We start from the raw sequence: 12,668 nt of genomic DNA on the forward strand, positions 1-12,668 counted from the left end.
AAGGCAGAATAATTCGCTACGACGAACATTTTGTAATGATTGGTGCTTACGCTCCGGTGTTGCAAAGCGGTAGCGAGCTGCATCGGGTCAGTCGCATTTTCGTCGACTGCCTTGTCCTGACATCGATCATATTCGCGTGTCCTCCAGAAGGAATCCGGCAATAGCCGTGGAGGGCGTTTCAGGGGCTTCGGTTGGCTAGGCCTTCACTCACGAAGGGGAGTGGGGCGATAAGTCAAGGCGGCGGGCTGTTCAAAAGCCTCCGAGCGTGCTAAAACCACTGAAGCGCTGGTCTAGCTGCTTGAAAAAGAAGGGAAAAATATGACGAAATCGGAGTTGATCGAACGAATTGTCACCCATCAAGGGCTGCTCTCGTCCAAGGATGTCGAGTTGGCCATCAAGACTATGCTTGAACAGATGTCACAATGCCTTGCAACTGGTGATCGAATAGAGATCCGCGGTTTTGGCAGCTTTTCCCTGCATTATCGCGCGCCACGTGTCGGCCGAAATCCCAAGACAGGCCAGTCTGTAAGTCTCGACGGAAAGTTCGTTCCTCATTTCAAGCCAGGCAAGGAGTTGCGAGATCGCGTGAATGAGGAGGAGGAGGGACATTGACAGGAAGCAGATATCAAAAGAGTTCCATGCGCAACATGATGCGCACGCTACTGGCGTTGTTTGCTCTGTTGCTGGTTCTGGCGACCCTGACCTTTGTCCTGGAGAATCAGGAGCCGACATCGTTGCTCTTCCTTGGTTGGAAGGCGCCGGAACTCCCAATCTCAATGCTTATGGTCTTCGCGTTGCTGCTCGGTATGAGCATCGGGCCGCTCATCGGGTGGAGCCTAGGGCGCAGATTCAGAGCTTCGCGTAATAAAGGAGGCTGAGAGCGACCACTGAAGTTGCCTGCCGATTTTTCGTTACGAGTTGTCTTATCCATTAGTAAATCCCTCGCTAAGCTGTAAAATGCTGCGCCTCTACGATCAGAATCGTTCCTGCATCGGTCAGATGATTTCCGCAGAAGATCCTGGCGATTTTGCTTGGCTTTTGCGTTCATGGATTTAGACAGTGCTCCGTTGAGGCCTGTCAGTAACTCAAGGGTATGGTTTCGAGTGAAAATTCTAGTAACCGGCGGCGCCGGGTTTATCGGGTCGGCAGTCATCCGTCATATCATTTCCAATACCACCGATTCTGTCATCAATGTCGATAAGCTTACGTATGCCGGTAACCTGGAGTCGCTTGCCGAAGCGAGCCTGAGCCCGCGATATGCGTTCGAGCACGTCGATATCTGCGATCGCAGCCAGATGGACCGGGTACTGAATGAGTATCAACCTGATGCGATCATGCATTTGGCAGCTGAGTCGCATGTAGACCGCTCGATCACTGGCCCATCTGAATTCATCCAGACCAATATCATTGGTACCTACACATTACTGGAAGCTGCGCGCCACTATTGGGCGTCACTCGATACCGCGCGCAAGAAGGATTTTCGCTTTCATCATATTTCCACCGATGAAGTCTACGGAGATCTTGAAGGGCCGGAAGACCTGTTCACCGAAACTACTCCCTATCAGCCAAGCTCACCGTACTCTGCGAGCAAAGCCAGCTCCGACCACTTGGTCCGTGCATGGGCACGAACGTACGGACTGCCAACGCTGGTCACCAATTGTTCCAATAATTATGGTCCGTGCCATTTCCCTGAAAAGCTGATTCCGCTGATCATTCTTAACGCACTGGAAGGCAAGTCTCTGCCCGTCTATGGCAAGGGTGATCAGGTTCGTGATTGGCTATACGTCGAAGATCACGCTCGCGCCCTCTACTGCGTTGTGACCAAAGGTGCCGTAGGCGAAACCTACAACATCGGTGGACACAATGAAAAACAGAACATCGAAGTCGTGCGCGCGCTCTGCGAGCTCCTTGACGACCTGTGTCCGGACTCTGCTTTTCATCCACATGCCAGTCTTATCACCTACGTTGAGGACCGTCCGGGCCACGACCAGCGTTACGCCATCGACGCCAGCAAAATCCAGCGCGAGTTGGGTTGGGTGCCAGAGGAAACCTTTGAGACTGGCCTGCGTAAAACAGTCGAGTGGTATCTGAACAACCCGGAATGGGTGGCTCATGTGAAGAGCGGTAGCTACCAGCAATGGATTGATCAGAACTACGCGGGACGCCCTAACAGCGCATGAAAGTCCTCCTACTTGGTAAGAATGGACAGATTGGGTGGGAGCTTCAGCGCTCACTCGCTCCGCTTGGAGAGTTGACCGCTCTCGCGCGTCATTCGGACGATGGCCCATATCTGGACGTATCCGACCTTGATGCGCTGCGTGCGATGATTCGCCAAGTCGAGCCGGACGTTATTGTCAATGCGGCAGCTTATACAGCGGTTGATAAAGCCGAGTCTGAAAAGGATTTGGCTGATCGCGTGAACAGGCAGGCAAGTGGGGTGATGGCCGAGGAGGCTTTACGCTTGGGCGCCTGGCTGGTCCATTACTCGAGCGACTACGTTTTTGGTGGCCAAGGGGTGGTTCCTTGGCAGGAAGCTGACAAGGTCGCGCCCGTAAATTATTACGGCATGAGTAAGTTGGCCGGCGAGCGGGCCATAATCGCGACAGGATGCAAATACCTGATTTTTCGTACTAGTTGGGTATACAGTGCTCGTGGTAATAATTTCGCCAAGACGATGCTGCGCTTGGCAGCGGAGCGCGAAACCTTGAGAGTGATTGCGGACCAGATTGGCGCCCCCACCAGTGCTGAATTAATCGCGGACGTGACGGCCCTGGTTCTTCGGCAGGCCATAGACCACCCTGAATTGGCTGGTCTCTACCATTTGGCGGCCAGGGGGGAAGTGTCATGGTACGGTTATGCTAATTATGTGATTGATTTTGCCAAGGCGAGCGGTGAGGCGCTTGCTGTCGAGTCGGTCGAACCGATCGAGGCAACTGCATACCCCGCTACCGCACGCCGTCCTTTGAATTCACGATTGAATACTCAGAAACTGCGCGACAGTTTTTCTTTACACTTGCCGGATTGGCAAAGTGGCGTAACCCGAATGCTTAGGGAAGTTTTAGACAAATGACCACGACAAATCGTAAGGGCATCATCCTCGCCGGTGGTTCAGGCACAAGACTGCACCCATTGACTCTCGGCGTGTCCAAGCAGATGTTGCCGATTTACGACAAGCCGATGATTTTCTATCCCTTGTCTGTACTGATGCTTGCAGGCATGCGTGAGATCCTGATTATTTCCACGCCTGAAGACCTGCCATGTTTTCGTAAGTTGCTGGGCGACGGCAGCCAGTACGGAATCAAACTGACCTATGCCGAGCAGCCTAGCCCGGATGGTCTGGCTCAGGCCTTCATTATTGGGGAAACGTTCATCGGCCAGGATCCCTGCTGTCTTATTCTCGGGGATAATATCTTCTACGGTCAGCATTTTTCGGAGAACCTGCGTTCTGCCTGCATGCAAGAGCAAGGCGCAACAGTATTCGGATATCACGTGTCGGACCCTGAGCGGTTTGGTGTGGTGGAGTTTGATGCGACCGGTCGCGCGTTGAGCATCGAAGAGAAGCCGGCCAATCCGAAATCCAGCTACGCAGTGACTGGTCTTTATTTTTACGACAATCAGGTTGTAGAGATAGCCAGGAATATCAAGCCTTCTGCGCGTGGAGAGCTGGAAATCACGGATGTCAACCGTGCTTATCTTGAGCAGAAGGAGCTTAATGTGGAAATGCTCGGGCGTGGCTTTGCATGGCTGGATACGGGTACCCACGATTCGCTGTTGGAAGCCAGTCACTTTGTGCATACGATCGAGCAGAGACAAGGCTTGAAAGTGGCGTGTCTGGAAGAGATTGCATACAACAATGACTGGATCACCGCCGAGCAGTTGGCTGTCCAGGCAGAGGCTCTGAAAAAAACCGGATACGGTCAGTATTTGCAGAAACTGCTGCGCTTGTCCAATCCCTGAGTCGCTTGTTCTATTCGTTTAGCCCAATGCATACAGGAATGGCATGTCGGTAAAGCTCCCCAAGATTGCAGTTTTGCTGGCTGCCTATAATGGTATGCGCTGGATTGAAGAGCAGTTGAATTCAATCCTCGGTCAGTTGACTGTGGATGTAACTGTTTTTATCAGCATTGATTCTTCCAGTGACGGCACTGAGGGATGGTGCGCGAGTTACGCCGAGGAGCGTTCCGGTATTGTCGTCCTGCCTTCCGCCGGTCGCTTCGGAGGGGCGTCGCGCAATTTTTTCAGGTTGGTCCGTGATGTTGATTTCAGTGATTATGATTTCATCGCTTTCGCTGATCAGGATGATATCTGGCAGCCTGATAAACTCCACCGCGCCACCCAAATCATGCGCACCCTTGATGTAGAAGGGTACTCCAGCAATGTAGTGGCGTTCTGGCCCGACGGCAAAACTCATTTGCTCGACAAGGCGCAGCCCCAGGTCGAATGGGATTTTCTATTTGAAGCAGCTGGGCCCGGCTGTACCTACGTGATGAGCAAGGGCCTGGCGGCTTCGCTCACGACTTCCGTTTGTGAAAACTGGCAACAACTGCAAAGCGTCAGCTTGCATGATTGGTATTGCTATGCGTACGCCCGTGCCCACGGTTATCGTTGGTACATTGATCCTCAACCATCAATGAGTTACCGCCAGCATGAAAGCAATCAGGTGGGTGCCAACAAGGGCTTGAGTTCTTTGCTGGCACGCTATAAGGCAATTCGCAGCGGCTGGTGGTTCAATCAGGTTCGGCTGATAGCCCAGTTAGTAGGGTGTTCAGACGAACCGTTTGTTAGAGGCTGGTTGGGATTGCAGCGTAAGCAACTAATAAGATTGTCGTTCAGCGCTCGGAAGTGCCGACGTTGCTTTCGAGACAGAGTGTTTTTCTTTCTGGTTTGCTGGGTAGTGGCTTTTAGAGAAAACACAGCCTGATGAGCGTTTCAAAGATCCTCGTGACAGGGGCGAACGGCTTTATTGGAAAAGCCTTGGTTTCCCGTTTGTTGGCGGATCGCCAATACGCCGTTATCGGGGCAACTCGTGACAAAACGCCGGCCAATGCGCAGTGTCAATTTGAGCGCCTCGATTTAACAGACCCTGACGTCTTGCCATCACTGCGGGACGTTCAAGTCATTGTCCATGCCGCCGCTCGTGTGCATGTCATGAATGACGTCGCAGTTGATGCGCTAGCTGAGTATCGCAAAGCCAACGTCGAAGGAACTCTGCGGCTGGCGAAGCTTGCAGCCGCCTCCGGCGTCAAGCGTTTTATCTTCATAAGTTCGATCAAGGTCAATGGTGAGCGAACTGGGCCGGGAAGGCCGTTCAGGGCCGACGACACGCCTGCTCCTGTGGATGCATATGGAATATCGAAACGGGAGGCAGAGGATGGTCTGATGAAGGTCAGCCGCGATACTGGGATCGAAATTGTGATCATCCGCCCGCCACTCGTGTATGGGCCCGGAGTAAAAGCCAACTTCCTGAATATGATGCGTTGGCTCAGCAGGGGAGTGCCGCTTCCGTTGGGTGGGCTGAACAACCGCCGCAGTTTGGTGGCGCTGGACAATCTCGTGGATCTGGTCATTACCTGTATTGCTCATCCTGCTGCCGCAAATCAAATTTTCCTCGTGAGCGATGGTGAGGATCTGTCTACGACGCAACTGCTCCTACGGATGGCTGAAGCGTTGGAGGTTCGCGTGTATTTGTTGCCGTTGCCGGAAACCGCGCTGCGCTTAGCTGCATCGTTGCTGGGGAAGAAGGCGATGGCAGACAGATTGTGTGCTTCATTACAGGTCGATATTGAAAAGACATGCTCCTTGTTAGGTTGGTCTCCGCCAGTCAGCGTGGACGAGGCGCTTGAATTGGTTGCTAACCGCCCATCATAAGAGGCTACAAGCAGATTGCCTGAGGTGAAGGTCGCGAAGCAGAGATCCAAACGTAGACGCTTCGGGGCGGGACGCGTTCTCTAAATGAGGACGCTGGCTGCCTCTGGAAAAAGATTATGCTTGTGGGGTCTGGCGGTCGCACCGGAGATGGAATACGTCAGGGAGTCAAGCGCGCCCCCGGGATTGCGCCCAGTACGAATCAACTGGAAACCTGGGAGCAAGCAGGCTCCGCCGGATCGGCTTGTCCGAAGAGGATGGACCTTCATTAATGCATACGATATCTCGCTTATCCATGCATTGGCAGAGGGCCCAATTGCAGTAATGGCATTACATAATGATGAATTTTTTGAGCCTGTGCAGAAAGGCAAGAGCGATTCATGAATATCAAAATGGCCGTGGTCAGGCGGTTTTTGACGTAGCTTATTCTTCGAATATTTAGGTGTATTTAGTGCTAAATTTCCCCATGACGCCGAAGGAAGCTATCAACAGTTTCTGGCGAAATCGCAGTTTGATCAGTGCATTGGTACAGCGAGAGGTGGTTGGACGATACCGGGGTTCGTTCATGGGTATTCTCTGGTCTTTTTTTAATCCTATATTCATGTTGGCCGTCTACACATTTGTATTTAGCGTCGTTTTCAAGGCTCGCTGGAGTGGTGGAAGTGATTCAAAAACGGAGTTTGCCTTGATTTTGTTTGCGGGCCTGATTGTGTTTAATCTGTTTGCGGAATGTTTCAATCGAAGTCCCACACTGATTATCGCCAATACGAATTATGTCAAGAAAGTTGTTTTTCCTCTGGAGATTCTACCGTGGGTGACAGTTGGCTCTGCACTGTTTCATATGGTAATCAGCTGGATCGTCTGGCTGGTCGCCTATATCCTGCTGTTTGGAGTGCCACAGATGACCGCCATACTTTTCCCCTTGGTAATATTGCCGCTGATATTTCTGCTGCTAGGGTTGATGTGGCTATTCGCCTCACTCGGTGTTTACTTGCGGGACGTGACACAAGTTATAGGTATATTAACCACCGTATTAATGTTCCTCTCACCCATTTTTTATCCTGTCAGTGCGTTGCCGGAGAGGTATCAGAGTTTCATGATTTTTAACCCACTCACTCCAGCCGTCGAGTATGCACGTGATGTGCTGTTTTGGGGGCGGTGGCCTGATTTTAAAGTATTGGCGATCTATATGGCTGGTTCGCTCACGGTGGCTTGGTTGGGCTTCGCATGGTTTCAGAAAACACGTAAGGGGTTTGCTGATGTCCTCTGAAATCGCCATTAAGGTTCAAAATCTCAGTAAGTGTTATGAGATTTATGACAAGCCAAGAGATCGATTGCTTCAAATGCTAAGCCGCGGAAAAAAACGCTACTGTCGGGAATTTTGGGCGCTCCGCGATATCTCTTTTGAAATACGTAAAGGAGAAACCGTAGGTATCGTCGGACGTAACGGCAGCGGTAAGTCGACCCTGTTACAAATTTTGTGTGGCACGCTTAATCCAACTGGCGGAACCGTAGAAACTCATGGTCGAATAGCGGCCTTGCTAGAGCTAGGGTCTGGTTTTAATCCGGACTTTACCGGGCGAGAGAACGTGTACCTGAACGCTTCGATTCTGGGGCTGAGTAAGGCGGAAATAGACAGTAAGTACGATGCCATCATAGGCTTCGCCGATATCGGCGACTTCATAAATCAGCCCGTAAAGACGTACTCGAGCGGCATGTTGGTACGTTTGGCTTTCTCCGTTCAGGCTCAGGTAGAACCTGACATTCTGATCGTTGACGAGGCCTTGGCCGTCGGGGATGCTAAATTCCAGGCGCGCTGTTTTGATCGCCTGAAAAAACTCAAGGAGAATGGCACCAGTATTCTCCTGGTTACCCATTCGAGTGAACAGATAGTTTCCCATTGCGATAAGGCGTTCCTGCTGGATTATGGCCTGCAGCTGGAGCAGGGAGAACCACGCCAGGTGGTCAATCGTTATCTGGACTTGCTTTTTGGCAAGACTCCGCATTCGGTAGCCACCATGGACGAATCGGTGAAGAGTGAGTCGCAGACGTACCTTACGCCCGCTGGAGGTGCTGACGTTTTCGAATCGCATCCCAATTACAACCCAAACGAGTACCGGTGGGGCGATGGAGCCGCCACGATCATCGATTTTTATCTTGGTTGTGCCGGAGTCGATTATCCTGTTGCCGTCGATACGGGATCGAACATCAAGCTTGTGGTCTTTGTGAAGTTTGATACCGATTTGGTATGCCCTATCCTCGGTATGACAATCAAAACCAAGGAAGGTGTAACCGTATATGGTGTCAACAGTGAGACTCTGGAATGTCCGGATTTCCGGATGTTAGGTCGCAAGGGCGATATTGTTGAAGTTGAAATGCGAATCTCCTGCGATCTGGCGCCTGGTGACTATTTCATTTCCATAGGTGTCTCGACCAAGGAAGGAGAGGATGTCACGCCAAGGGATCGCCGCTACGACTCGATTCATATTCAGGTTCGTCCTACAGATAAATTTTTTGGGCTGGTGAATCTTGACTCCAGCATTCGTGCCAAGAAGGTTGTAAATTGAATACTCTATTGAGGCAAGCCGGCTATCGTTTTGATGAGAATCTCAAGATTTGGTCAAAACCAGGTTATTCGAGCATTAACTATAGTGATGGCGACAATACTGAGTTGCGCATAAAGTTTTTGCTTGATCAAGCCAGCGATGTCAGTGTTTTTTCCGATGAGTTGCGCCGCTCCTGCACAGATTGGCCGTCGATGTACTATCTATCCAGCAGTCGTTCGAATTTGCTTCGGGTTTTCGAGGCAGAGTTTTCGGGTGACGTGTTGGAGATTGGCGCTGGTTGCGGAGCTATCACTCGTTACCTGGGCGAACAGGGGGGGCGAGTTTTGGCGCTGGAAGGCAGTTACCGAAGGGCAAGTATTGCACGAACTCGAACCAGAGACCTTGAGAATGTCTCCGTGTTGGCTGAGTCATTTGAAGATTTTGATATTGATAAAAAGTTTGATGTCGTTACGTTGATTGGCGTGTTTGAATATGCCAATTTATTCATTTCCGGAGACAGCCCCGGACCGAAGATGCTGGAAAAGGTTCGCTCACTGCTAAAGCCGGATGGATTGTTGATCATCGCTATCGAGAACCAGCTCGGCTTGAAATATTTTGCCGGTGCTCCTGAAGATCACGTGAGCGCGCCAATGTTTGGCGTTGAAGGTCGTTACAGCAGCCATACCCCGCAAACCTATGGAAAAAAGGCGCTGAGTTCATTACTTGCCGATGCGGGTTTTTCAACGCGAGAGTTCATGGCGCCCTTTCCGGATTACAAACTGCCGGTTTCAGTTGTAACCGAGCGCGGGTTTAATGAATCCGTCTTTGATGCGTGTGCTTTCGCTACGCAAACCGTTAGACGCGATCCGCAGCTGCCGAAACTTACGACGTTTTCGCTTGAGTTGTCTTGGCCGCAAATAATCAGTAACGGCCTTGGGCTGGATATGGCCAATTCTTTCCTGATTGCTGCTTCGGCCGGGTCGCGGAAACGAGTAGAGCCTGAGGTCTTGGCTGTGCATTACAGTTGCGACCGTCGCGCTGTCTATTGTAAGCGTTCAGAATTCAGGATGAACCCGAACGATGGGATTCGCGTGCATTATGAGAAGCTCGGCAAGCTTGCAGCCAACGCCTCCGATGAGGGCACCATCGTCAAGTTCAGGCTGCCTGAGTCAGAGCCTTACATACAGGGTGAGGTTTTTGTAAACAAGCTGATCCACATAGTCAATGCCGAGGGCTGGACGTACGCCGATGTGGGGGCGTTTCTTAAGCAATATGTAACTGTTCTGGGACTCGTATCGGAAACAGCGGGAAATGAGCTGAATATATTGCCAGGGACTTTGATAGACGCAGTCCCGCAGAATATTATTGTCAACGGTGATAGCAGTCCTCAGCTAATCGACAAGGAGTGGGCGCTGAATTCGCCTGTACGACTTGAATTTCTGTTGTTCAAAACCTTGACGCAGTTGTTGTCATCGGTAACTCGCTTCGCTAAAGGTGCTGAATCGGGACCTGTCACGAGAAGAGGTTTTGTTTTCAAAAGTTGTGAGGCGGCCGGTTATCCAATTAGCGATAACGATGTTAAAGATTTTCTGCTCCTCGAAGCGTCAGTTCAAAACGTCATCAATGGTCGGGAGATCAGTGAGTTCCTGAGTTGGGACGGTGATCAGATCATTACTGAAGATAATCTGTTCTCAGCCTTCAATGTTTCCCAAACCTTACTGGCGCAAACCTCTCGAGGCCTGAACGTTGCAGAAGAGGAGATCGACAGATTATCCAAACAGCTGGTTGAACGAGAGGCGATTTATGGCGCTATCGTCAGTTCCAACTCCTGGCTCATAACAAAACCTCTCCGTTTTTTTGCGCGCTCCCTGCGTAAAGGTAGTGGTTGTCTTCAAAGGGGATTGGAGCATTCCAAAAAAACGCTGACCGCTTATCTACGGGGTCAAGAGATAAATGCTTCGATGTTGGAAGCCACTCATGGCGTCGTGGAGGAGCCTGTAAAGCGTGTGCGTTCCATAAGTGTCATCTTGCCTATCTACAGGGATGTGGAGATGACCAGGCGCTGCATTCTGGCCGCAATGCCAGGCATTATTGCCTGTGAGTCGAAACTCATTGCGCTTAATGACTACAGTCCAGACGCGGGCATGCAGGACATGCTGCTTGAGTTGCAGAAACAATGGCCTGATGTCCTCATGGTTCTGGAAAATCAGCAGAATCTTGGTTTCGTCAAAACCGTGAATCGCGGTATGCGCCATAGGCCTGAGGACGACATTGTCTTTTTGAACAGTGACGTCATCGTTCCGGTGGATTGGTTGGAGCGTTTGGCGTCGGAGGCATACATCGCACCCAACATCGGCACGGTCACCCCATTTTCCAACAATGCTACTATCTGTAGTTTCCCGGCTTTTCTGCTCGAGAACGAAGCGGCGTTCGGATTAAGCGTCGACGAGATCGACTCGGTGTTCTCTAATCCGCGTCTGCCAGTCGCCCAGGTGCCGACGGGTGTAGGCTTTTGCATGTATGTACGTCGGGATTGCCTGGAGCTTATCGGTCTACTGAATGAAGAGAAGTTCGGTAGAGGTTACGGCGAGGAAAACGATTTGTGTCAGCGCGGACTGAAAGCGGGCTGGCTTAACATCGTCACCCCTAACCTTTATGCTTTTCATGAGGGAGGGGTAAGCTTCTCTTCCTCCAAACAGGCTCTGACTGACCATGCCTCCAAGATGATCGCGGAGCTTCATCCAGATTATCACTTGGACATACAACGCTTCATCGTTGCAGATCCGCTGAAGAGCGTCCGTATCAGGCGTTTTGCTCAACTGATCGGGTCTTTGGATCGGCCAAAGGTGTTGCACATTTCTCATGAAGCAGGCGGTGGCGTTCGACAGCATCTGGAAGAGTTGGCCGAAGCGGTCGGGTCCAATGCGTGCTGCCTGTTCTTGGCCCCTCACAGGGGCACCGCTGCGATTACGTTGCGTATGGGACTTTTTACCGGAGCGGACGAACTGGTGTTCCAGCTGCCCAAGGATCACAGCGCCCTCGTAGCGCTCCTAAAAGCCTGCGGAGTCAACTTGGTGCATTTCCATCATTCGTTAGGGCTCAATCCTGCGCTGCTGGAACTGCCCGCAGAACTGGACGCCGCGTATGCTTTGACGGTTCATGACTATTATTGGCTTTGCGGTAATCCTACGTTGACAAATCAACGAGGTTTCTACCCTGGTGCTTACGCGGATAACATTGAAAATCCGAACTTCCCTTTACCTCGTGGCGTTTCCGCGCAGGACTGGCGCGAACAGCTAAGGGGATTTATAGAACATGCCCTGAAGGTGATTTTTCCTTCCAGCTATACGCTTTCGATCTATAAACGACATTATGAATTGGCTAACGCTGTAATCGCAGGGCACGTCGAGCATTTGCGTAACATTCACGCTGCGGTAACCCCATTGTTGACCAAATCACGGTACAACGTGGGGGTGATCGGTGCGTTGGGTAAGGAAAAGGGCGCAGATTATCTGGAGCAGATGGCGGCAGTCGCATTCTCCACGCAAACCCCTATCGACTTTAAATTGATCGGATTTGCTTACCGAGAACTGAACGGTATTAAGTGCACTGGCCATTATGAATCTGACGAACTGGCCGCCTTGATCAAGGCTAACGATATCGATCTCTTCCTGTTTCCGAGTCAGTGCCCCGAAACGTACAGCTATACATTGAGTTTTGCGATGGAGTCAGGATTGCCCATCATCGCTCCCGATATTGGAGCTTTTCCGGAGCGGCTCAGTGGTCGAAACAGTACCCTGATCTATGAGTACGGGATGGAACCTGCCGTTTTGCTGTCAAAAATCCAGATGTTCATTAAGGAAGTGGCTGCCGGCCAAAGTTTACCCGCACCGTGTGTTGATAACTCGGCCTGCCAGGATGATTTTTACAACACCGATTACCTCGCGTTATGCCATTGTGGATTCGACGGTGCCCGAGACAGTCAAGCTGTACTGCAACTACCGGTTAGGTCAGCTGTTTCGGCTGATATGGACAGTTCGTTGACCTATAAAGAGTTGATGCTGCTGGCTCTTTGGACTCTTTACCGTAAGCCTGGAATGCACAGGGTTCGGGATTCCGTTCCGTATGAGGTGCGTCAGAAGATCAAGAGGATGCTGACAAAACGGCCTTTATATGAAGTGGTTGGTGTCCATAAGAAATGAACAGTTATATGCATTTGGTGATTGTCGAGTTTGATTGGCTTGCGGCGTGCCGGTG

Annotated in this window: 10 protein-coding genes; all 10 read left to right on the plus strand. The window is 51.2% G+C overall.

What is annotated here, in order from left to right; genetic code table 11:
• The first annotated feature begins 318 nt into the window (after positions 1-318).
• The 10 genes from ihfB to J3P84_RS08700 all read left to right on the plus strand — a co-directional run bounded on the left by ihfB (position 319) and on the right by J3P84_RS08700 (position 12,613).
• On the plus strand, positions 319-612 hold the full coding sequence (gene ihfB, locus J3P84_RS08655) for an integration host factor subunit beta (RefSeq protein WP_434629348.1): 294 nt from the start codon (positions 319-321) through the stop codon (positions 610-612).
• Positions 613-638: 26 nt separating this feature from the next.
• Positions 639-878, plus strand: a complete 240-nt coding sequence (locus tag J3P84_RS08660; protein ID WP_434629351.1) for a lipopolysaccharide assembly protein LapA domain-containing protein — start codon at positions 639-641, stop codon at positions 876-878.
• A gap of 225 nt (positions 879-1,103) precedes the next feature.
• Positions 1,104-2,180, plus strand: coding sequence for a dTDP-glucose 4,6-dehydratase (gene rfbB, locus J3P84_RS08665; protein ID WP_434629354.1), 1,077 nt, complete (start codon positions 1,104-1,106; stop codon positions 2,178-2,180).
• Complete coding sequence (gene rfbD, locus J3P84_RS08670) at positions 2,177-3,070, plus strand: dTDP-4-dehydrorhamnose reductase (RefSeq protein WP_434629357.1); 894 nt, start codon at positions 2,177-2,179, stop codon at positions 3,068-3,070. Before rfbB ends, rfbD begins: the two co-directional genes overlap by 4 nt.
• Entirely contained in the window at positions 3,067-3,957 is an 891-nt protein-coding gene (gene rfbA / locus J3P84_RS08675; RefSeq protein WP_434629359.1) for a glucose-1-phosphate thymidylyltransferase RfbA, read from the plus strand. Before rfbD ends, rfbA begins: the two co-directional genes overlap by 4 nt.
• A gap of 43 nt (positions 3,958-4,000) precedes the next feature.
• On the plus strand, positions 4,001-4,921 hold the full coding sequence (locus J3P84_RS08680) for a glycosyltransferase (RefSeq protein WP_434629361.1): 921 nt from the start codon (positions 4,001-4,003) through the stop codon (positions 4,919-4,921).
• On the plus strand, positions 4,921-5,868 hold the full coding sequence (locus J3P84_RS08685; protein ID WP_434629364.1) for a UDP-glucose 4-epimerase family protein: 948 nt from the start codon (positions 4,921-4,923) through the stop codon (positions 5,866-5,868). Before J3P84_RS08680 ends, J3P84_RS08685 begins: the two co-directional genes overlap by 1 nt.
• A gap of 463 nt (positions 5,869-6,331) precedes the next feature.
• On the plus strand, positions 6,332-7,135 hold the full coding sequence (locus tag J3P84_RS08690; protein ID WP_434629367.1) for an ABC transporter permease: 804 nt from the start codon (positions 6,332-6,334) through the stop codon (positions 7,133-7,135).
• Positions 7,122-8,432: an ABC transporter ATP-binding protein gene (locus J3P84_RS08695; RefSeq protein ID WP_434631218.1), complete on the plus strand. Its 1,311-nt coding sequence runs from the start codon at positions 7,122-7,124 to the stop codon at positions 8,430-8,432. Before J3P84_RS08690 ends, J3P84_RS08695 begins: the two co-directional genes overlap by 14 nt.
• Complete coding sequence (locus J3P84_RS08700) at positions 8,429-12,613, plus strand: methyltransferase (protein ID WP_434629370.1); 4,185 nt, start codon at positions 8,429-8,431, stop codon at positions 12,611-12,613. Before J3P84_RS08695 ends, J3P84_RS08700 begins: the two co-directional genes overlap by 4 nt.
• Positions 12,614-12,668: the final 55 nt, after the last annotated feature.

It is taken from the genome of Pseudomonas sp. Z1-29 (assembly GCF_051131995.1).
Lineage (GTDB): Bacteria > Pseudomonadota > Gammaproteobacteria > Pseudomonadales > Pseudomonadaceae > Aquipseudomonas.